Source organism: Streptococcus sp. A69, assembly GCF_058556195.1.
The window spans coordinates 290,624-313,570 of sequence record NZ_JBZUJU010000002.1 but is presented as its reverse complement, the minus strand read 5'-3'; the positions used below and the strand labels follow the sequence as shown (position 1 = coordinate 313,570).

Below are 22,947 nucleotides of genomic sequence, written 5' to 3'. Positions count from 1 at the left end.
TAATCAAGGAGAAAGATATGATCTTAATTACAGGTGCCAATGGTCAACTCGGTACCGAACTACGTTATTTACTAGATGAGCGAAATGTGGACTATGTTGCAGTGGATGTGGCCGAAATGGATATCACTAAGTCTGAAATGGTTGAAAAAGTCTTTGCTGAGGTTAAGCCAACTCTAGTCTATCATTGTGCAGCCTACACTGCTGTCGATGCAGCAGAAGATGAGGGGAAAGAACTGGATTTTGCCATCAACGTAACTGGCACTGAAAATGTAGCCAAGGCCTCTGAGAAATACGGAGCTACTCTAGTCTATATCTCGACAGACTATGTCTTTGATGGAAAGAAACCTATCGGACAAGAGTGGGAAATCGATGACCTACCTGATCCGCAAACAGAGTATGGACGTACCAAGCGAATGGGTGAAGAACTCGTTGAAAACCTTACATCACAGCATTACATTATCCGTACTGCTTGGGTCTTTGGAAATTATGGAAAGAACTTTGTTTTTACCATGCAAAATCTAGCCAAAACCCATAAAACGCTCACAGTGGTCAACGACCAACACGGTCGCCCAACCTGGACACGTACCTTGGCTGAATTCATGACCTACTTGACTGATAATCAAAAAGAATTTGGCTACTACCACTTATCAAATGACTCCACTGAAGATACCACTTGGTATGACTTCGCTGTCGAGATTCTTAAAGACAGTGATGTCGAAGTAATTCCTGTAGACTCCAGCAAGTTCCCTGCTAAGGCTAAACGTCCCCTCAACTCAACCATGAGTTTGGCAAAAGCAAAGGCGACTGGTTTCATCATTCCAACCTGGCAGGATGCCCTTAAAGAGTTTTACAAACAAGAAATAAGAAAATAAAAGATTACGACATACATAAAAAGCAAGAGACCTTGAGGTCTCTTGCTTTTTAGTATCTAATTATTTAATCACTTGTTGCGTCTTGGCATAGTTAGCCTCGACGGCTTCTTTTTCAGATTTCCACCAGTCTTGGTTGTCTGTGTACCACTTGATGGTCTCTTTGAGACCTGCTTCAAAATTGGTAAACTCTGGCTTCCACCCTAGTTCATCACGGAGCTTGCTAGCATCGATAGCATAGCGAAGGTCGTGACCCGCACGGTCTGTCACATGATCATAAGCATCAGCTGGCTGTCCCATTTCCTTGAGGATGAGTTCCAGGACTTCCTTATTGTTCTTTTCACCATCCGCACCAATCAAGTAAGTTTCACCAATTTGACCTTTGGTCAGAATCGTCCAAACACCTGATGAATGGTCATTGGTGTGAATCCAGTCACGGACATTCTTACCTTCACCATAGAGTTTTGGCTTGATACCACTCAGGATATTGGTAATTTGGCGCGGAATGAACTTCTCGATATGCTGGTATGGACCATAGTTGTTTGAACAGTTGGAAATAGTCGCTTTGACACCAAATGAGCGCACCCAAGCTTTGACAATCAAGTCTGAAGCTGCCTTGGTTGATGAGTAAGGCGAGCTTGGATTGTACTTGGTTTCAGCCGTAAATTTCTCACCTGGACCTTCTCCATGACCTGGCAAATCTTCTCGCAGAGGTAGGTCACCATAGACTTCGTCAGTTGACACATGGTGGAAACGAAGATCGTATTTACGTGCTGCTTCCAAAAGAGTGTAGGTCCCAATGAAGTTGGTATGGATAAAGGGACTCGGATCATTAAGCGAGTTGTCATTGTGGCTTTCTGCCGCATAGTGAACGATGGCATCTGCTTGAGCAGCTAACTTATCTACCAAGGCTGCATCTGCAATATCTCCAACAACCAACTCAACACGATCACCTATAATTTCTTCAATATTGGCACGATTACCCGCATAAGTCAGCTTGTCCAGCACTGTCACATGAACATCTGGAAAGTTATTGTAAACATAGTGAACAAAGTTAGAACCGATAAAACCAGCCCCACCTGTCACGATGATATTTTTGTATTCAGTCATTTTTATTCCTTAACTTTTTTACAAATCTTCTTTTCTTAGTGGTTTGACATCCTTTAGCAGTGGATGATGTTTATCCGCTTCTGAGACTTCTGCAGCTTCTAAATTTTCCCACTGGATGCCCAAAGCTGGATCCGCATAGTTAACAAAGGCGTATTTAGGCTTGAGCTCAAGTGCCCAGTAGTCATTAACTAGATAGCTATAAGAAACTGTATCCGAGAGGACTTGGAAACCATTGGCTACGCCACGAGGGACAAAGATTCCCTTACTTGCATCAATCTCGGTCTGATAAACATTTCCAAAAGTCTCACCTTCACGCAGGTCTACCCAAGATCCTAGCACCTTGCCATCGTCTGCAACCGAGATGTACTTGTCCCAAGGCTCAGCATGGAGGCCTCGAAGAACATTTTTACGAGAAAAGCTGACGTTGTTTTGCAGTTTCCCTTCAGCAAAGAAGCTTTCAGGAAAGCCAAGTGGTAGCATCTTTTCTTTCTGGAAATTTTCCTTAAACCAGCCACGATTGTCACCATGAACTGGAATATCGAACTCTAACAAACCTGGAATTGCATCAATCTTGTGCACTGCAAGTGTTTTGCCGAAAAAATTATCTGTCATCTAGATTTCTCCAATCAAACGGAGCAAGTATTGCCCGTATTCATTCTTCTTAAGAGGTTGCGCCAATTCCAGTACATCTTCACGGCTGATATAACCCATTCGATAGGCAATTTCTTCCAGGTTGGCAACCTGGAGATTTTGCATTCGTTGAACCGTTTCGATATATTGAGAAGCCTCTAACAGACTCTCATGCGTCCCTGTATCCAACCAGGCAAAACCACGCCCCATAACCTCAACAGACAAATCCCCACGCTTCAAATAAGCATTGTTAACATCTGTGATTTCCAACTCACCACGTGCGCTTGGTTTGATCTGTTTGGCAATCTCCACAACATCATTATCATAGAAATAAAGACCTGTCACTGCATAGTTGGATCGAGGATTGTCCGGTTTTTCTTCTATGGAAATAGCATTCATGTCTGTATCAAACTCGACCACACCAAAACGCTCTGGATCCTTCACTTGGTAGCCAAAAACAGTCGCACCCTTCTCTTTCTTGGCTGCCTTTTGAAGCATTTTGCTCAATCCAGGTCCATGATAGATATTGTCGCCTAGAATCAAGGCAACACTATCGTCACCGATAAATTCTTCACCGATAAGAAAAGCCTGAGCAAGTCCATCGGGACTAGGTTGTTCCGCATAGGAAAGCTTGATCCCAAATTCGGAACCATCCAAGAGCAGGTCCTTAAAACGGAGCAAATCCTGTGGTGTTGAGATAATCAAAATGTCCTTGATTCCAGCCAACATCAGGGTTGACAAAGGATAGTAAATCATGGGTTTATCATAAACCGGCATCAGCTGTTTTGACGCTGCCCGAGTAAGTGGGTACAATCGGGTACCTGAACCACCCGCAAGAATAATACCTTTCATAATGAAGTAACCTTTCTAACGAACTGATTAATGAGTAGCTTCAAATTCTTACTTCAATTTAGAAATAGCCGATTTCAGATAATCACCATTTCGAAGCGCTACTCCTACTTGTCTAGCATTAGCTGACAGTTTCATGTAATCTCGATCTGTCAAATCGTCTAGTGACTTTTGGAGGTCATGTAAAGAATCAACTGCTATTCCACACTGTTTGTCCAGTACAAAGTGGGCCAGAGCCGATTCCTTCCACACTACTAGTGGGAAACCTGATGCCAAATAAAGAGAAGCCTTGTGCGAGTTGTTAAAGCGTAGGTAGTTTCCGTAAGAACCTTGACAGGTTTCTGAGCTGTCTCCGTCCCAGACCAAACCAAAACTACCTTCAAGAGCAGCTGGGAGGTCATCTGGCATAAAGGAACCAAAGTAGCTAGTGTTTTTCAATGCACGACTTTCATCATAGCCCACTCCGTACAAGTTATAGGCTGGCTGTTCTGGCAAGTTATAAAGATAACCTGACTTTGCAGGGTTCAAATTTCCAGCAACTATGATAGGTTGATCTTTTTGAGGAAGAGATTTTTCTTGGAAGTCTGGAATCAAATAATCAAAAATCTCTAGACTTACCATTTTATCAGACGGAAATCCTTGATCGGCTAAAACATTTTTCATGATATCGTTATGAACGATAATCCCATCCACTGACATCAAAGCTTTCTTTTCCTGGAAGTAATTTCTCACTTTATGGCGAAATTTCACTTCTGAACCTGCTGCATGACGCAAGGTTTCAATATCATGGATCAAAAGATAGAATTTAACTCCTCTTTTTTGCGCCTGCTTGATGAGTTGTGAGATGAAAAATGTATGGTGGATAATAGGGAACTGAATCACCAATTCATCTCCGGCTCCCAACTGATCAAACACAGACTTGGTCGCACGATATTTGTGTTGTTGAGCTTTAAAGAAATTCATCTTATACCAATTCTCAACCTTGAGCTCCAAGCCCTCATAACCCTCTGAGATTAGAATAGCTTCCACGTCATTTCGTGCCTTACTCCCTGCATTCTTTTCGTGTGCATTATGCAGAAATGAATCTTTCAGATAATATTTCACCTTTTCTCCCCTTTATCTGTGATATTCTTAGATGCTCCCTAGTTCTTCTTCTACCACATCCAATGCACGTTCAACAGTCACATGCATATCATAGTATTTATAATCTGCCAAGCGACCACAGAAGATAACGCGGCCATTTTTCTTGGCTTCTGCTAGATACTGTTCATAGATGGCATTGTTTTTGGCATCATTGATTGGATAGTAAGGTTCATCTCCTCTTTTCCAATCTGCTGGATATTCACGAGTAATAACGGTCTTGGCTTGAGTCCCAAACTCAAAATGTTTGTGTTCGATGATTCGCGTATAGGGAATGTCACGCTCAGTATAGTTGACCACAGCATTTCCTTGAAAATTTTCCTGATCCAAAATCTCATGCTCAAAACGGAGACTGCGATACTCTAGTTCACCAAACTGATAGTCAAAGAACTGGTCAATCATCCCTGTGAAGACAAGCTTAGTTGCTGAAGCCTCCAAGTTCTCACGATCAGCAAAGAAATCTGTATTAAGCTCCACTTCGATTCCTTCCAACAACTTTTCGATGATGACATTGTAACCACCAATTGGAATCCCTTGGTAGCGGTCGTTGAAATAATTGTTGTCATAGGTCAATCGAACTGGTAAACGCTTAATGATAAAGGGTGGTAGTTCAGTAGCAGAACGCCCCCATTGCTTTTCGGTGTAGCCCTTGATTAGCTTTTCGTAGACATCCGTACCAATCAACTTAATGGCTTGTTCCTCTAAGTTTTTAGGCTCAACATCTTGCATGTGTATCGTCTGCTCAGCAATCTTGTCCTTGACTTCTTGGGGTGTCTTTGTCCCCCACAAAGCATAGAAAGTGTTCATATTGAAAGGCAGATTGTAAAGGTGTCCTTGATAGTTGGCAATAGGAGAATTGATGTAATTGTTAAACTCCGCAAACTGATTGACATAATCCCAGACCTTTTTATTGGATGTATGGAAGATGTGAGCCCCATACTTGTGGACATTGATTCCTTCAACAGATTGGCAATAGATATTCCCACCAATGTGTTCTCGTTTATCAATCACCTTTACCTTCTTGCCGCGTTTGTTAGCTTCGTAGGCAAAGATCGCACCTGACAAGCCAGCACCGACAATCAAATAATCGTACATAAAATCTCCTTATTTCTTTAAAACACTTTTTAGTTCTTGAAAATCCAAAATTCGTAAGACCAAAACCAAGCCACCGTAGACTAGGAAGCCAAGCACAGCATAGATCAAGACATTCACAACAGATGAGAAGTGGATGAAAGCTTGTACAGAATACAAGGCGCTGTACATCAGGAGTGCTGCTAAAAATATTTTTAACATGGACGGTAGAATCTTGATCTCTTTGAGATACGAACGTGTAAAGTAGAGTTGGATCAGCCAGACTAAACCTTCTGTCGCAACAGATACGATTGACGCCCCAATATAGCCCAAAGGTGGGATCAAGAGGAGATTCAAGCCAACACTAAAAACAGCTGGAATAGTTGTTGATAGCATAAATTCACGATTGCGATTATGAGGTATCAGAATTTGGATTCCCATTATGTTGGTCCAGCCAATAAAGAACATTCTAAAGACCATGATGGCAATCGCATAGTGAGCGTCTTGGAAGTCTTGCCCTAGGAAAAAATTGACAAAATCTTTATTAACAATCAAAATCCCCGCAATCATCGGGAAGATAACCAAGTTATAAACCAGAAATGACATTTCATGTAGCTTGTTAACCGCCTTTTGATTGCCTGATGATAGGAGGTTGGAGACCCGAGGCAACATAACACTACCAAGCGACGTTACCAAGGTCAATAAAATATTCAATAATTTCAAAGCTTGATCATAGATTCCCACATCCTTGGTCGAAGACAAGGCACCTAACATAGTACGATCTAGCGTGATGTAGAGCGAAATAGCAATCTGTGGTAGAAACAAAAGAATAACTGGTTTGATATGCTCTTTGGCATAGGCTATATCCAGATGCGGCTTGCGAATGTGTTCCCGAGCAGGAAGCCACATACTCAATTGACCTAGTAGATCATAGGCAACCAAGAGAATGATATACAAGTACAAATCGGACGGTTTCTTGACAAATAGGAAAATCGAAACAACACCTAGGAGTTTGACCATTGTGTTACGGGCTGTAATTTTTTTGAAATCTTCTAACCCTTGAAAAAGCCATGAAATATCAAAACCACGGGACAGCAAACTAAATCCAAGTATATAGGCGATTGGATTGTTCATCGACGGCACAAGTAAGCAGACAATGATATAAAGCGTAACCGCTAAACAGGTTGAAAGGACTTGTAAACTGTAAATACCCCAGAAGGTCTTTTCGACTTCCTTACGATGGCCGGAAATTTCCTTTGTCCCATAATTGGCTACTCCCAGCGTCGCCAGTAGGATAAAATATGTCACGATAGAATTATAGTATCCGTAAGACCCCAAATCATCCGAGGAGAAAACCCGAGTAATATAGGGAGTTGTAATCACTGGTAGGACGATAACGAGTAGCTGATAGGACAGATTGTACAAGTAATTTTTTAAAACTCTCACACTGCTTCCCTCATCTCAGATTTTTCTCCTTCAAAATCCATTGCTGGGATAGCAGCAAAAAGAAGGAACATAAAAATATTGTATGATGGACGAACCCAGAAGGCCTCAAACATACAATTGACTGTTACTAAGGCCAGGCAGGTTAACAATAAATAGTTCTTCCTACGATAGAGAGTCCAAGACTGAACCATGTATAGGCATACCAACATAACAACTGGAATTAAACCGTAAGTAAATAACATTTGTACATAAGACGAATCTACATAGTCATAGTTCAAAACCGTTTCTGTCTTTCCTCCATATCCAACAAAGGAAATTCCACGAATTCCAAATAACTGTACGCCATATTTCTTAAGCGCTTCATGTCCCAAATACAATCGCATGCCGAAAAAATTATTCAGAGAAACATATATTGGATGAGACCAACTAAATTTGTTGGATAGATAAATCATGACCGAAGAAGCGATACCAGCCGAAAAAGGCAGTAGGGAAAATAAACGCCATTCAGTCTTGTTACGATAATAAAAGTATAGAAAAATTCCTGTTGCTGCTAAGATGGAGCCTGCATTTAAACGGGCATCGCAATAAACAATAATAAAGGCCGCCAAGGCTACACCTGATAGGGTTCTTAGGAAGATAAACTTCTTTCTAAGGAGATAGGAAAGGGCAGTAAAGAGATAGAAACAATGAGAGGCAAAGTCGGTTGGATAGATAAAACCAAAAGAGTTACGTACAACTACACCCACGGGGCGAGTTTGAACAAACTGTAAATTAGGAATAACATTGACTAACGATAGTAAAATAATCAATACTATAAAAGATAAACTCGTCCAAGTATAAATTTTAAGTATAGACTCTAAATCTGCTTTATAAAGAAAAACAATCAACAGCAAAAACATTAAACCATTTAAGTTTCCTGCCTTATAATAAACCATACTTCCAACTAAAATGAGGGTAGGTGCAAATATTAAAAAACTCAAAGAATAGTTACGAATATATAAAAAACGCACAGCTAGTAACATGATTGCAAAGAAAGGAACAAAATTAGGTATACTAGGTAATACAGGTGCTAACATTGAAGTGTTTATCATATCTATAGAAATTATCACAAATAAAACTGCTGTCACGAGCAATTTATCACGTTCTATCTTTAACATTTTCTTTTTCCTTTTTTAATCTCTAACCTCTTTTATTTCATTGAGGCTTTTTTAATTTTTTAAATTGATAATACAGACCTGGAACCAATGATAACATAAGATAAATCGCCTTGTTTTTCAAGTTAATCCGCTTATTTTTCAAGATTCTTCTTAGATAAGGACGAATCCTTCTTTGAATGCGAACGATTTCCTCTTTGGAAGAATCTGAGATTAAGATGAAAATGTGGAGACTACCGATGAACAAACGGGCGATGATAGCATCATCAAGTTCTGTATTGGCAGAATAGTCCTTCTGGACAACTTCTGCCAAATGATCCATAGAATCATAAAAATCATAGTGCTTACTATTGAAGTTTGATAAGGTAATACTGTTTGGTCTACGATAATAATGATAGATACCTAAATCAATCACACAAACTGATTCCACTTCTTTCAAGTAGTCACTGATAACATATAAGTCTTCATAGATTTTCCCTTTTGGATAGGGGTATTTTTCTACGATATCTCTGGGAAAGAGTTTAGCCCAAGCAGAGACAGTGGCAATTGTACCATAAAGCATCTCTATTAAAGTTTCTTCAGAAGAAAGAAGGGTAGCTTTCGCTAGCATTTCTTCATTTATTTGGTAGTTTTGGTAGGAATCATGTTCGTAAGTATCCTTACCTTTTCCTGCGACAATACGAGCACCTGTACGTTTTTGAAGTTCCACCAAAAGTTCAAGTGCACAAGGCTCAAAATAATCATCTGGATCTAGGAAAACAATCCATTCCCCTTTAGCTTTTGCGACACCATAGTTTCTAGTATCAGACAAGCCACCATTTTCTTTATGATAGGCCGATACCCAATCATACTCACTTGCATATTGATCGCATAGTTTCCCAGAATCATCCGTGGAACCATCATCAACTAAGATAACTTCAAAATCTTTATAGGTTTGATTGACCAAGCTTTCCATGGCATAATGAAGGTAGTCCTCTACATTATAAATAGGTACAATTACTGAAATCATATTTTCTTTTCTTTCTCTTACTCAGTTAGATATTTAAATCTCAAATGAACTTTTATCTGGGAAAAGTTGATTCATAGCTTTAATAAAGTCATCCATCACCTGATTTTCATTTTGGACATTAAAACCATCATTAATACACATAACCTTATATTTCCTAGAATTTAGAAGTTTCCAAAAATCTGGTCCAGCATTATCTAATGAAAAGAGACCGCCTAACTTAGGATTTCCAATTGCATATTGACCACTAGCAATCTGCCAATACTTAAAGAGCCAAACATTGGTATCAGATGGACTTCTAAAGCGACTAGCAGATGTTTTTTCTAAGACATCTTTTTCCTTTTCCCATACCAATTCCATTGTTGACTTTAAGAGTGGATGCGTTAAATGATTCTCCCAAAAACCACAAATAAATTTGCTGTGTCTATACAACAAAGATTTAGCAATACCTTTAACACCTTGTTTAATTGAGAAGAATTTGCCATTCTTTAAAATTTCCTCACGAGTAAAATGTGTTGTTATAATTCCCATATCATTCATTTGGAAATGGCCAGTGCCATATCTCTCCGTTGTAATAGGAGCTAAAGCCGTAACATACTTTGGTAAACCATCATCTGAAAAGAAATCTGTCGGTTCAACTGGAGCTGTGAGATAAACATCATCGTTAAAGAACACAAAGCACTCAGAAAGACCTGGAATCCGATGAATATTGCTTTCGATAGGATTGGCAGAAAAAACTGGTAGGTAGTCATTGCAGATAATCTCTGTATGATCTACCAAGACCAATTTATCGCTATTTAACTCTAACCAACTTGGCTTTTGATTGTCAGTCACAAGATAGACCTTATTGACCCAAGGGGCAAACTTTTCTACCCCTCTAAACCAGTATTTAAAGGTTCCCCATTCACGATAAGCCTTATCCGAATTCATGCCTTCCTTAGAGGTATTAATTGTTCCATCGTACTGTGCTTTCTTTTTTCTCCAAACCGGATCATTCCCATCAACCCATGCGACAACAAAATCAATTTTTTCTACCATTCAGTCTCTCCTATTTAAAAATCTAACAGTCTTTCCATCAATTTAATAGACGTATATTGCTCAAAATATAGGTTCTTCGCCTTCGCAACCTTTTGAAGCACCTCATCAACTGAAGGATCAAAATCTTCTATAATTTGTGCTAGTTTTTCAAAGTCACCTGACGGATAGAAAGTCACTAGCGATTCATTAACATAGTCTCGAACAGAAGGAATATCATTTACAATGATAGGAACTCCTAAAGACATTGCTTGAAGCATAACCATATGACCAGCGGATAAATCAATATCTTTTAACGATAGGACAAGGAAATCAGACTTAGCTAATACATCTCCAAAGGTTTCTACTACTACATCAGATAAAACTTGAATGTTTGAACCATGCGTAGGAACTCTCCATGGCTGAGTTGCAATCACACACGGCATTGAAAGGTTTGAAGTCTCCACTGCCTTGACTAAAGTCTCATAATCTCGGTTACTACCTCCACCTGAAAAGATATACTTAGTTGGTAAAGAACCTTGATAAGTTAGTTGATTATCATAATCTAAGCCGTAATGAATAAATTTAAATTTCTCCTGAAATTCTGGAAAGAGTTCCGAATAATAATGAATTTCTTTTGAACCATAGACTATGATATTTCCGATATTCTGGAAAGACTTTTTCACAAGTTGCTTTCGTAAATAATAATAGATTTTATTTTTCTTATTCTCAAACAAAAATCCTGCTAATGTGATTTCCTTGCCACTTTTATTTAAAATTCCTAAAAAGATACCTACAAGAGGATTTACACAAATAATTTTCTTGACATCATATTTTATGAATTTCCGAGCATAATCATAGGACATTTTCCACATTAAAAAATGATACAAAGCACTACCGATGTATTTGAAATTACGTACTCTTCTTATAAGTGGACTTTCATAGTTGGTATAAACTACTCGGCTCCCGCCATGAAGAGATTGATAATGCTCTTCATTCTTTTTTTGCAGCTCACTGTCTAAAATGATTAAATTTTCCATTATACCCCTTATTGTAAATTATCATAAAATTCCGAGAAGTTCTTGATGTAACTCTCCAAAGAAAACAGCTCTTTTTGTCTCTGATATCCTACTCGCCCAAATTTTTCTCTTTTTTCAGAACTATCTAGTAATAGAGAAATGGCATTAGATAGTTCTTGAGGACGATTTGGTTTGACTAAGCAACCACTTTTGCCATCTACTACCATTTCAGCTATTCCCCCATTGTTATAACCAACAACTGGTTTTGAACAAGCCATGGCTTCTAGGACTACTGTAGGTAGGGAATCAGGTTTTATACTTGGTAAAACAAAGATATCAAACATATTATAAAGTTCAGAAGTCTTATCGTAGTAATCAATACGATGAATTTGTGACACAACAGATGAAGAAGCTATTCTCTTATCTAGTTCTTCTAAGCGCCATTCTTCACCAGGAAAAACACCTCCAGCTAGGAAAGCCACCACTTTCTCATTCTTTTCCAAAAGTGGCTCGACTGCTTCTATGAAATCATTTTGCCCTTTGATAGCATTGACCCGACCAATCATGCCAATCACGAGTGCATCTTGCGCAATGTCAAATTTTTCACGAATAGAAGACGCATCCATTGGATAATAGACAGCATTATCGACACCGTTATAAATCACTTCCACTTGGCTATCTTTGATAAAGGGAGACCGCTTGATATGATTAGCGACCGCTTGGGACACCGTCACAATCTTGTCTGCATATCGTCCCATGAGCATATTGATAAAGTCAGAAATAGCTTTGGGTTTGACGATAATCTCATGAACATGCCAAATCAAAGGCAGCTTGAGCTTGCGTTTCAAATAGATGCCCTCCAAAACAGCCGCTGTATTATTGTGAACCATATCTATACTGTGTGCTCGAGCATAGAGGGCGATTTGCTTAGCATAGAAATTATAAGAGCGAATATAGTCGGCAATGCCTTTGAGATTAAAATACTTCCTTCGTAAAATCGGATAATCCAGCACGCTAACCTGAGCCCCAACTTGACGTAAGGCCTCGACTAAAACACCATCATTTGGCAAGATGACATGAGCTTCAAATTCTTGGCAATCTAATCCTTTGATCAATTCCAGTAAAACCTTATCTGCTCCATACATTTCTGCACCAGCATGCAAGTATAAAATCCGTTTCATTCCCTATCCTTTAAACACTTCTTCATAATCTGACACAATCTTTTCCCATGTGAAAGCTGAGAGGATTCTTTGACTTGACTTGAAATCCAAGTCAGTTATTGCTGCCTGATCAAATCCTTCTACTTCCTCAATGACGCCTGCCAACTCGTCTTTTTTCCAATAAATAGCCCCGTCTTCACCAACCTCACGGTTAAACCCAACATCTAGCAACAAATTCAGTTTTGTAGATGCTAGGGCTTCCAGTAGAGAAGGGTTGGTCCCTCCAACCTCATGTCCATGGAAATAGGCAAATGCATTTTCACGAATGTACTTGAGCAATTCTTGGTCATAGACCGTACCGACAAATTTGACCCTAGGATCTTTGTCAAAACCAGTATCCTGTAACAACTGATCGTAAAATTTATTCTGCTCGACATTTGTGATGAGGACAAAGTCCTTCTTGGACTTGGACTTGATAAATTCACGAATCATGGTTTCATAGTTGTTTTCAGGAACGAATCGTCCCACTACTAGATAATAGCCGTTTTCGCTAACTCCTTTTTCCTGATACCAGTTCCGAACTTTGGCATCTTCTGCCTTCAGGCTTGAAGGAACAGTATCCGTTCCATAGGCAATATAAGTGGTCTTAGGTTGGTACTGCTTGTAATCCTCCTGGATATACTTTTCGATATTTTTACTGTCACAGACCAATAAATCAGCATGCTTGACCATGAGTTGCTCTGAGAATTTCCAGTACTTACGAACTGGCAGGCTCCATTTTGCTCGCAGCCATTCATGACCATCTGGATTTACCAGTAAACGGCCACCGATAGCACGAATCTTTTTCTTAAGTCCAGAAATAAACGGACCAATGCGACAAGCTAGAATATAAAAAATGGGAGCCTCGTCCTTGTTTTTCTTAGCCAATTCAATAGCCTTGTTGACTGCTGCGATATCGTAAGCGATAGCGCGGGCCGGGCCGATATTGGGTACATCGATGTTAAAGCAAATGGCTCCATTGTGCTCAAACTGGTCTTCCGCAATACCAGACTTGGCAGAATTTTCACGCATACAAGCAACATAGTATTGTATGTTGCTGTCTTTTTGATATTCGGTTAATTTTTCAACAAAGGTTTCAAATCCTCCATACTTAGCAGGAATCCCCTTTGAACCAATAATATAAACTGACTGTTTCATTTCTCTCCTAACAGGACTGAAGGGCAGAAATTACTTCGCCCCTTCCCTCATAAAGACCACTTTAACGGTCTTTAACAATATTTCAATATCTTTCCAGATTGTCCAGTCATCAATGTAAGCTACATCTAATTTGACAACTTCATCGAAATTTTTGATTTCACTTCGTCCACTAACCTGCCATAAACCAGTAATCCCAGGCTTAAAACTGAGACGTCGTTTCTGTTCTGGCGTATACTTTTCATACTCATCAATAGTTGGAGGGCGAGTCCCTACTAAACTCATATCCCCAATTAGTACATTCCAAAACTGTGGCAACTCATCCAAACTTGTCTTACGAATGAACCGTCCAATTGTTGTGACACGTGGGTCATTGTCCATTTTGAACATCCCCCCCTGCATCGTATTCTGATTCATCAGCTGTTGTTTAATCTCTTCCGCATCTACACGCATAGAACGAAACTTATAAAAAGTAAAGCGACGGCCATTTTTTCCAATACGCGTTTGAGAAAAAATCGCTGGTCCACCATCTTGTCTAATCATTGGAACCAAAACAATACTCACCAAACCGCAGATAATCAGTCCGACAATTGAACCACAAATATCAATGATCCGTTTAGCGACCACATGACTAGGTTTATAAAATTTTGTTGAAAAAGTTACAACATTCAAACCTGCCATTTCACGAATTTTTTTATCACTACCTAGATTATCGTTAAAAGCATTGAGATTGACTGTCACATCTATTCCCATGGTTTCAAAGAGGGAAATATAATCTTCAATGTTATACTCTTCACTAGGTAGATTGATAAAGACTTCATCAACAACTTCATGAGTTGTATAGTCTAAAATATTTTCAGCAGGAATGACTTTTAAATGTTCATGACGGAAGTTAGGCTGATCTAAAATACTAACCGCTTCTAACTCCCATAAAATTTCACTTGCTTCTATCAGTCTATCCATTACTTTCTCAACTCTAGAAGTCGCCGTTATCAAAAAGACTTTCTTTCTTCCTTTTAAGTTTGGGAATAGTCGTTTCCAATAACGCTTAATACATAAATTCATCAGATAAAGCAGAATGGAATGTATTATCAAAAAATACACCATCCCTCGTCTTGAAATGCTAAAACGATCTTCTAAGAAAAAATTCGAGATGCTAATTGCTAAAGCAAAGAAAATAATATATTTTGCTGTTCTGATAAACTCTGCCAAGTACCCTCTTTTGAAAAAATCTTGTCCGTAATCACTAATATGAAAGACAACATAATGGAGAATGTATAGAATTACCATTGAGGTATATACAATATCTGTTTCTTTAACAAAACTGAGCAAATAAGCTAAAATAATGACAAGAAAACTCTGGAAAACTGCCAAAGAAATCTTTAATCCCTTTTCTTCCATAATATCTTCCCTAGGCTATTTGTTATTTTTTGCCATAAGCACCGTAGGAGCCATAAGCACCGTAGGAACCATATTTTTCAACAGAGGTATTTAATTTATTGAGTACAACTCCTAAGAATGGTTTGCTTGTTTGTTCGAGTTGTTCTTTAGCTTTTTGGACATCACGACGATTTGTTTCACCAGCCGCAGTTACTAAAACAGAAGCGTCACACTGCTGCGTGATAATCGCTGCATCGATAACAACTCCAATCGGGGCAGTATCTACGACGATGTAGTCAAAGTACTTGCGTAAGGTGTCAATCATGGTCGCAAAATTTTCACTTTGTAACAAAGCTGTTGGGTTTGGTGATACAGAGCCCGCTTGAATGACAAACAAATTTTCAACATTGGTTTCACATAAACCTTGTGATAGGTCTGTTGTGCCTGACAAGAACTCTGTTAGGCCTGTAATCTTTTCCCGTGATTTAAAGACACCTGACATTACTGAATTACGGATATCCGCATCAATCAACAGCGTCTTATAGCCCGCACGCGCGAAAGCCCAAGCAATATTGGTAGAAGTTGTTGATTTTCCTTCTCCTGGTTTGACAGAGGTAATGGAAATCACTTTCAAGTTATTCCCACTCAATTGAATATTGGTGCGAAGGGCATTGTAGTATTCTTCTGCTTTTCTTGCCAAATCTAATTTTTTTTGTGCAATTTCTAACGTTGGCATTTTTCTCTCCTATTTCAATTTATCCAAATTTGGAACTACTCCCAAGAGTGCAATTTGCATCACGTCCTCAATATCTTCTGGACGTTTCACTCGTGTATCCAAGAGCTCAACAAGGAGAACTGTGACAACCATCACAACTGCCCCCGCAAGGAATCCAACCATGGTATTGCGACGAATATTTGGTGAAGATGGCGATGTTGCAGGGCGTGCTTCTTCAAGTGTTGTCACATCCGAAACGCGAGTGACGCTGATGATCTTTTGAGCCGCAACCTCTCTCAAAGAGTTGGCGATACGGCTTGCTTCCTCGGGTGCACGGTCTGTAACAGAAATCGATACAATACGCGTATCCACTGGAACTGTTACCTTGATTTTACTAGCTAGACCTTTTGGAGGGAGTTCTAGTTTCAAATCAGTCGCAACCTTCTCTAAAACGTCTTGCGAGAGAATGATTTCACGATAGTCTTTTACCAAGTAAGATCCTGCTTGCAAGTCTTGGTTAGTCAAGCCAGGCTTATCTCCCTGATTACGATTGACCACATAAATTCGGGTCGTACTCGTAAACTCCGGCTTCACAATAAAACTACTGTAGGCAAATGCTACTGTCCCTGTCACGAATGCTACCAAAGCAATTAACAATTTTCGTTTCCAAAGGATTTTAAGCAAGTGAAATACATCGATTTCCATCATATTTTGTTCTTTCATTTTTTCTCCTAAATCAATTGATCCATTATTATTTTTCGGGGATTATCCTTAAAAAGTTCCTTAGCCTTATCTTCACTGTATTTTTTGGCAATGATATCATAGGCTTCCTCCATATGAGGAGGTCTGTGATCCAAGTTGTGCATATCACTTGCTATCACGTGAACCAAATCTCGTTCCAAGAAATACTGGGCTCTCTTTTTCATAAATTTATAGGTTTCTCCGAAGAGTTTTGGTTTCAAAACATGAGAACTATTAACCTGAGTATAACATCCCATGTCAATTAGTTCTCGCACGCGCTTTTCATTGTTTTCCAAAGCATCGTAACGTTCAATGTGGGCAATGACGGGTGTAATGCCTAGCATTAGAATATCACTCAATCCCTTATGCATATCTCGATAAGGAGTATTCATGCTAAACTCAATCAAAGCATAGCGACTATCGTTAAGGGTTGGGATTAATTTCTTTTCTAACTTCTCAACAACATCTGGCGTATAGTAGATTTCTGCCCCATAAGCAATGATTAAATCATCCGCAACTTCCTTAGCCATTTCTCGCACCTTTAGAAAGTTAGTTGCGATTTTTTCTTCAGGAGTTTCGAACATCCCTTTTCGTCTATGCGAAGTGGAAACAATTGTCCTCACTCCTTGACTGTAGGCCTCTCTAAGAAGTTTTTTACTTTCCTCTATCGACTTTGGACCATCGTCCACATCAAAAACGATGTGCGAATGGATATCTATCATGCTACTTGCCCTCCATCACATCATTGATAGCAGCTTTCGCAGTGGCCAAGCTACTTTCATCGATTTCCATCATGTAGAGGTTACTATCTGGCATAGCGTATGAAGGAAGATCCGTGCGTCCAGTTCCCTTCAAGTCTTGAGAGTTGACTTTGTAATTCCCGCCACTCTCCAATTGAGTATTAACCAGATCCATCATGGTTTCCAAAGGCATATTGGTCTGAAGAGAATCTTGCAATCCCTTGATGATGTTATCGTAGTTTTTTAAAGCCTCAGTTGACGTCAACTTCTGAATAATAGCTATAATAACCTTTTGTTGGTTCCGACCACGATCTCGATCTCCATCTGCTAGAGAGTAGCGCTCACGAACAAAACCAAGAGCCTGCTCAGAGTCTAGATGGACATTCCCAACAGGGAAATGGTACTTGCCATGCAAAGAAGTGAAATCCTGATCATTATAGACATCAACACCACCTAAAAGGTCAATCAACTTCAAGAAAGAAGTGAAGTTCAAGCGAACATAGTAGTTAATATCCACCCCATAGAGATTTTCCAAAGTATGAATTGATGAGTCTACTCCATAAATCCCAGCATGAGTCAATTTGTCCTTTTGATTGTTTCCTCCATCCGCAATCGGAACATAGGAATCACGAGGCGTTGTAGTAAGAAGGATTTTTTTGGTATCACGGTTCACCGTCATCAAAATATTTACATCTGAACGTGAGACTGAGCTAATCGGACCATAGGTATCAATACCACTCACATAAATATTGAAAGCTTTATTCTTCGATACCTTAGGCGCAGCAACTTCTTTAACCAATTTTTTAGTGTATATTTTCTTGATTTTAGAAGCATAATCAGGATACTCTGCTTCAATAATATTTTCAAAGACACTATTTAAGACGATTGCTTTGGCTTCACCAGAAAGCAGGCTCTTATAAGCTGCTAGGTAGGAAGTAGCATTCTCAACTGGCAAGTCCTTGCTTTGGCTGGTTTTAATATCTGCCAACAATTTTTGAATATTGTCATTGTCTGTCTCTGTAGGCCCTGTAACCGTATCCAATTGAGTCACATTATTAATCTCACTCTCTTTCAAAACGACCACACTGATCGAATACTCTGAGTAATTTGACGTCGAATTGATATGATTGGTAAAACCGACAAACTGTTGCAAAGCATAGAGAGAAACTGAACTCACTAAGATGGCAAGCGTCAAAAAGAAGACCGTAAACTTCTCAGCCTTTTTATAAACAATCAGCAATAGGCCTACTAGAGCAGCTAATAGAACGAGAACCGCAGAAATAATATTCAGATATCTAAAAGCTAAAATGTTATGTCTAAAAATCAAGAACAGTAAAAAACCACCCAACAATAGGTAAATGGTTAGCAAGACTATGTTAATATTTCGTTTCATATTGCTAGAACGAGTTCTCTTTGAACCTCTATTCATGTTAATCCCCTATACGTTAATAATTAGAATAATTATATCACAATCATGACGTAAATTCCATCTATCCTCATCATTATCAGCGTTTTTATTCGCTTCTGTTTGCTTTGAAATTATACACCTTTGTAGTCTTAATAGCAACCTAAAAAGACAAGGGCATTTTATCGTGCCGGCTTGTCTTTCATTTTTATTTAACGTGGTTTGAAAATTCTTTTTGACTCTTCTCGATAGCCTTTTTACTTTCTTCCTCCCACTTCGCTTTCGCTTCATCAAATTGTTTCTTTGTAACAGGGTCTTTTTGCAATCTCATGTACTTATAGTTATTTCCATCACCTTTGATTCCCACTAGAGAGTAAGCACGTGTAAAGGGAGTTACTTTGGTCACAGAGGCTGTTCCACCATTTGACATAGCAGACATGACTAGAGAATTGTCAATCATCCAAGCTTGAGCTTCAGCGTATTTTTCATAACGCTTAGCAACATCTTTGTTCTCAGCATCTGCTTCTTTCAGGAGTTGTGTATAGGTATCGAGCCCCAAACTCTTAATGAGCTCTGAATCTTCCTTGGCATCAAGACCAAAAATCTTGAGATAGAAGCCGGTCTCAGCATTGAAGGGGTCTAGATAAGTTGATGGATCCTGGTAATCACCAACCCAACCATCAAAGTTTAGGTCGTAGTCACGAGCTGCTGGATTTGGTGCTAGGAAGGCAACATTTCCAAAGTCATCTGTAGAAAGCTGTTGAACATCAATGACGATATTGTCAGAACCTAGTACTGTTTCAAGGGTTTGTTTAACTGAGTTCATACCAGAAACCGCATTTTTATTCGTCTGATCAACAGGAACATCCAAATGGATTGGGAAAGTCACGCCTTGGGCTTCCAATTCCTTTTTAGCTTCTGCAAATTTTGCTTGGGCCTTTTCCTTGTTAAAGTAAGCATCTTGAGCGTCTGCCAAATTGATACCTGACCACTCAGTTCCATAGTTTACAAGTTTAGAAGCTGTCACTTCTCCAAAGGTCTTATCTCCCACCTGGACAAATGTTGGTGGAACTAGAGTATTACGAAGGGTTTTGCTCGCTGCTTCTTCACCGTTAGATTGAGCAGAGTAGGCTGTTCGATCAATACCAAAGTTGATAGCTTGACGGAAATTTTTATTTAAGATAGCTGTTTGAGCTGATTTCTTTTGTTCATCCGTTGTTTTAGCGGTATGATTATAGGTTTTGCGGTTGACGTTAAAGTTAAAGTACCAAGATGTCTTGTCTTGTAAACTATAGACGATATTGTCTTGGTATTTTTCTTTTGTCTTAGCATAGTTCGAACTATTTGGATAGACTCCTGCAATCGAGTAAGCACCACTTTCAAAGTTTCGAATGGTCATCTCCTGATCTGACCCATCAAAGTAAGCTAACTTAACTTTTTCAATGGTCACTTTATCATGGTCATAATAGTGTGGATTCTTCACATATTCGATCGAAGATTTTGATGTGAAATCTTTTAACAGATATGGACCGTTATAAAGGATGCTGTCTGGTGTCAAGGTACCAAAATCTTTATCCTTTGATTTCAAGAACTCTTCGTTGACTGGGAAAAGGATACTATTGGTTGTCTTTGAATTCCAGTACGGTTCTGGTCGAGTCAAAGTGTACTCGACTGTGTAATCATCCAAGGCTTTGACACCGACAGTTGAAAAGTCATTGGTCACACCCGTCACATAGTCATTCAATCCCTTGATTGAATTTTGGATCAGATCCATGGCTTGCCCCTTGTTGTCCGCGGCATATTTGATCCCAGTGACAAAATCCTGAGCTTTAACTGAAGAATATTCCTCACCATCAGCTGTATACCACTTGGCATCTTTTCTAAGCTTGTAGGTATAGGTCAAACCATCTGATGAAACAGACCAATCCTCCGCAAGAGCAGGTACGAGGTTCCCATAGCTGTCATTTTCTAACAAACCATCTACGAGATTGGTAATAACGGCAGTGTTATCTGCATAATAATCTAGAAGATAGTTAAAAGTTGTCGGATTCGCACTAAATGTTGATGAATAAGTGCTAGTATCTGTGTTGGACTGTCCACATGCAGAGAGCAAAATCCCTGTCGCTAAGACAAGACCTGTCCCGATTAGTCTTTTTTTCAGTTTGATCATCATTCACTCCTTTATGTCAGTTTTTATAACATAACCATATTTTATCAAATTTATTCAAAAATGTAAAGTTACTGCCTTTATGACAACTGGTGTCTAAAACAAAAAAGGAAGCACAGTTTCCTGCAACTTCCTTTTCTATTTATAGATTACTTGACGTGTTTTTCAAGTTCTTTTTGGTATTTGGCATTTGTCTCGATTTTTTCTTGTTGCCATTTCTTGAAGGCTTCTTCGTATTCTTTTGCAGTCACAACGTCATTTTGCAACTCCAAACCTTTGAACACAAATGGGTCTCCCTTGATTCCGACTTGAGAGTATGCTTTTGTGAATGGTACAGTACGGCTAACAGTTGGAGAACCACCTGAAGAAGCAACTGGGATTAAAAGTGAACTATCCGATACCCAAGCTTGAGCTTTAGCATATTTTTCGTAACGCTTATTGAGGTCGCTTGTTTCAGCTGCGGCATCATCCAAGAGTTTCTTGTATTCGTCTAGACCGACTTGAGCCATCACTTCTGGATCTTTTCCACGAGTGATACCCAAGTGTTTAAGGGCAGAACCCTTCTTGGCATCAAGAATATTGAGGTAGGTAGCTGGGTCTTGATAGTCTGGTCCCCAACCAGTTCCGTTCAAGTCATAGTCTTTTTGGGATGGAACTTTGGCTTGAGACGTAATGCTCATTTTTTCATTATCGGTCATTTGAAGAACATCGACAATGACATTTTCAGTACCAAGTGATGATTCGATAGACTGCTTGAGTGAGTTAGTTTGTTGAACCGCGATTACATCTGTTTGTTCAACCGGGATATCTAAATGGATTGGGAAAGTAACCCCCTTGCCCTGCAATTCTTCCTTAGCTTTAGCAAAGGCTGCCTTGGCTTTTTCAGGGCTGTAAATCGTATCCTTGCCATCTGTAAGGGCTACATCTTTCCACTGGTCTCCATATGAAACGAGCTCTGCCTGCGCCAACTCTCCAAAGGTTTTTTCGCCCACTTGAACGTAGTCATGAGGCACTAGGCTGTTACGGATAATCTTGTCTGCACCTTCTTCACCATTCAACTGAGCAGTATAAGAATGACGGTCAAGAGCAAAGTTCAGCGCCTGGCGGAAGTTCTTGTTGAGAAGAGCTTCTTTCGTTGATGTTTTTTGAGTTTCGTCTGTTTTGGCTGTTTTATTGTAAGATTGACGGTTTACGTTAACAGTAAGATAGTAGCTTGTCGCTTCTTGTGGACTGTAAACAATCTTATCGCCATACTCTTTTTTAGTTGACTCAAAGTTTGAGCTTGTTGGGAAGAGACGAGCTGTTGTATAGGCACCTTGTGTAAAGCTACGAATCAAAGATTCTTGGTCAGATCCATCGTAGAAAGTTAATTTGACATTGTCAATCTTAACATTGTCCTTATCCCAGTAATTTGGATTCTTTTCATATTCAATGGCTGATTTTGAAGTCAATGATTTCAAGAAATAAGGACCGTTATAAAGGATGCTTGATGGAGTTGGCGCACCGTAGTCGCCCCCTTTAGAATTCAAAAACTCTTCATTTACTGGAAGCATGGTCGCAGTTGTGACTTTAGAGTTCCAGAAACTTTCTGGCTTGTTGAGCGTATATTCTACCGTGTAATCGTCAACAGCCTTGACTCCTACAGTAGAAAAGTCATTGCTTTCTCCACTGATGTAGGCAGCCAATCCTTTGATAGAATCTTGAATCAAAGTAAGACCATCTGATTTTCCATCAGCTGCATGTTTTAGACCAGTAACAAAATCCTGAGCCTTGACTTCAGCATACTCTTCTCTCTCAGAAGTATACCATTTTACACCCTTACGAAGTTTGTAGGTATAGGTCAAGCCATCTTTAGAAACAGACCAGTCTTCTGCAAGTGATGGAATTAAGTTTCCATACTTATCATTTTCCAAAAGACCATCGACAACGTTCGCTATAACGTCAGAAGTTGAACTCTTGCTCGTCACACTATAGTCCAAAGATGATGGATCCATAGCATAGACATAAGAGAATGTCTTGGGCGCATCAGCCTTCTTTTCACTTTGCCCACAAGCAGTTAAAAGAAGGGCTGTGCTTAGGACGGCACCTGCTCCTAAGAGCCACTTTTTCGATCTCATAAGTAATCTCCTTTAAGATA

General features: G+C 39.4%; 20 protein-coding genes. 1 reads left to right on the top strand and 19 read right to left on the bottom strand.

Features of this window, described 5'->3' with window-relative positions; translation table 11 throughout:
* The first annotated feature begins 17 nt into the window (after nucleotides 1-17).
* Nucleotides 18-872: a dTDP-4-dehydrorhamnose reductase gene (gene rfbD / locus AC4ME5_RS05555; RefSeq protein WP_084939323.1), complete on the top strand. Its 855-nt coding sequence runs from the start codon at nucleotides 18-20 to the stop codon at nucleotides 870-872.
* A gap of 60 nt (nucleotides 873-932) precedes the next feature.
* Here rfbD and rfbB read toward each other — a convergent pair whose 3' ends face one another.
* The 19 genes from rfbB to AC4ME5_RS05460 form a co-directional block, all read right to left on the bottom strand.
* Nucleotides 933-1,979 (bottom strand): dTDP-glucose 4,6-dehydratase, encoded by a 1,047-nt coding sequence (rfbB, locus tag AC4ME5_RS05550; protein ID WP_084939324.1) that lies wholly within the window; start codon nucleotides 1,977-1,979, stop codon nucleotides 933-935.
* Between the two features lie 18 nt (nucleotides 1,980-1,997).
* A complete protein-coding gene (locus AC4ME5_RS05545) occupies nucleotides 1,998-2,591 on the bottom strand; it encodes a dTDP-4-dehydrorhamnose 3,5-epimerase family protein (RefSeq protein WP_096421686.1) in 594 nt (197 codons plus the stop codon).
* Nucleotides 2,592-3,461, bottom strand: coding sequence for a glucose-1-phosphate thymidylyltransferase RfbA (rfbA, locus tag AC4ME5_RS05540; RefSeq protein WP_096421684.1), 870 nt, complete (start codon nucleotides 3,459-3,461; stop codon nucleotides 2,592-2,594).
* 48 nt (nucleotides 3,462-3,509) lie between these two features.
* Nucleotides 3,510-4,562, bottom strand: a complete 1,053-nt coding sequence (locus AC4ME5_RS05535) for a glycosyltransferase (protein ID WP_049489800.1) — start codon at nucleotides 4,560-4,562, stop codon at nucleotides 3,510-3,512.
* A gap of 27 nt (nucleotides 4,563-4,589) precedes the next feature.
* Nucleotides 4,590-5,693: a UDP-galactopyranose mutase gene (gene glf, locus AC4ME5_RS05530; RefSeq protein WP_096421682.1), complete on the bottom strand. Its 1,104-nt coding sequence runs from the start codon at nucleotides 5,691-5,693 to the stop codon at nucleotides 4,590-4,592.
* A gap of 9 nt (nucleotides 5,694-5,702) precedes the next feature.
* Nucleotides 5,703-7,115: a flippase gene (locus tag AC4ME5_RS05525; RefSeq protein WP_096421680.1), complete on the bottom strand. Its 1,413-nt coding sequence runs from the start codon at nucleotides 7,113-7,115 to the stop codon at nucleotides 5,703-5,705.
* Nucleotides 7,112-8,272 carry a hypothetical protein gene (locus AC4ME5_RS05520; protein WP_049489803.1) on the bottom strand — a complete coding sequence of 387 codons (1,161 nt, stop codon included), beginning with the start codon at nucleotides 8,270-8,272 and terminating at the stop codon, nucleotides 7,112-7,114. Before AC4ME5_RS05520 ends, AC4ME5_RS05525 begins: the two co-directional genes overlap by 4 nt.
* Before the next feature lie 37 nt (nucleotides 8,273-8,309).
* Nucleotides 8,310-9,278, bottom strand: a complete 969-nt coding sequence (locus AC4ME5_RS05515; RefSeq protein ID WP_049489804.1) for a glycosyltransferase family 2 protein — start codon at nucleotides 9,276-9,278, stop codon at nucleotides 8,310-8,312.
* Between the two features lie 33 nt (nucleotides 9,279-9,311).
* Nucleotides 9,312-10,313 (bottom strand): receptor polysaccharide phosphotransferase WefF, encoded by a 1,002-nt coding sequence (wefF, locus tag AC4ME5_RS05510; protein WP_033605614.1) that lies wholly within the window; start codon nucleotides 10,311-10,313, stop codon nucleotides 9,312-9,314.
* A gap of 14 nt (nucleotides 10,314-10,327) precedes the next feature.
* Nucleotides 10,328-11,329 carry a glycosyltransferase gene (locus AC4ME5_RS05505; protein ID WP_049489805.1) on the bottom strand — a complete coding sequence of 334 codons (1,002 nt, stop codon included), beginning with the start codon at nucleotides 11,327-11,329 and terminating at the stop codon, nucleotides 10,328-10,330.
* Between the two features lie 8 nt (nucleotides 11,330-11,337).
* On the bottom strand, nucleotides 11,338-12,489 hold the full coding sequence (locus tag AC4ME5_RS05500; RefSeq protein WP_491800288.1) for a glycosyltransferase family 4 protein: 1,152 nt from the start codon (nucleotides 12,487-12,489) through the stop codon (nucleotides 11,338-11,340).
* Nucleotides 12,490-12,492: 3 nt separating this feature from the next.
* Nucleotides 12,493-13,665 (bottom strand): beta 1-4 rhamnosyltransferase Cps2T, encoded by a 1,173-nt coding sequence (gene cps2T, locus AC4ME5_RS05495; RefSeq protein WP_491800287.1) that lies wholly within the window; start codon nucleotides 13,663-13,665, stop codon nucleotides 12,493-12,495.
* A gap of 30 nt (nucleotides 13,666-13,695) precedes the next feature.
* Nucleotides 13,696-15,063: a sugar transferase gene (locus tag AC4ME5_RS05490; RefSeq protein WP_491800286.1), complete on the bottom strand. Its 1,368-nt coding sequence runs from the start codon at nucleotides 15,061-15,063 to the stop codon at nucleotides 13,696-13,698.
* A 22-nt stretch (nucleotides 15,064-15,085) separates the two neighbouring features.
* Nucleotides 15,086-15,778 carry a tyrosine-protein kinase gene (locus tag AC4ME5_RS05485; RefSeq protein ID WP_491800285.1) on the bottom strand — a complete coding sequence of 231 codons (693 nt, stop codon included), beginning with the start codon at nucleotides 15,776-15,778 and terminating at the stop codon, nucleotides 15,086-15,088.
* A 9-nt stretch (nucleotides 15,779-15,787) separates the two neighbouring features.
* Complete coding sequence (cpsC, locus tag AC4ME5_RS05480; protein ID WP_084856811.1) at nucleotides 15,788-16,480, bottom strand: capsular polysaccharide biosynthesis protein CpsC; 693 nt, start codon at nucleotides 16,478-16,480, stop codon at nucleotides 15,788-15,790.
* Nucleotides 16,481-16,488: 8 nt separating this feature from the next.
* Nucleotides 16,489-17,220 (bottom strand): capsular polysaccharide biosynthesis protein Cps4B, encoded by a 732-nt coding sequence (gene cps4B, locus AC4ME5_RS05475; protein ID WP_084939337.1) that lies wholly within the window; start codon nucleotides 17,218-17,220, stop codon nucleotides 16,489-16,491.
* Nucleotide 17,221: 1 nt separating this feature from the next.
* Nucleotides 17,222-18,667, bottom strand: a complete 1,446-nt coding sequence (gene cpsA / locus AC4ME5_RS05470; RefSeq protein ID WP_096421672.1) for an LCP family glycopolymer transferase CpsA — start codon at nucleotides 18,665-18,667, stop codon at nucleotides 17,222-17,224.
* Between the two features lie 184 nt (nucleotides 18,668-18,851).
* Nucleotides 18,852-20,813 (bottom strand): peptide ABC transporter substrate-binding protein, encoded by a 1,962-nt coding sequence (locus AC4ME5_RS05465; protein WP_491800284.1) that lies wholly within the window; start codon nucleotides 20,811-20,813, stop codon nucleotides 18,852-18,854.
* A 146-nt stretch (nucleotides 20,814-20,959) separates the two neighbouring features.
* On the bottom strand, nucleotides 20,960-22,927 hold the full coding sequence (locus tag AC4ME5_RS05460) for a peptide ABC transporter substrate-binding protein (RefSeq protein ID WP_491800283.1): 1,968 nt from the start codon (nucleotides 22,925-22,927) through the stop codon (nucleotides 20,960-20,962).
* Between the last annotated feature and the right edge of the window lie 20 nt (nucleotides 22,928-22,947).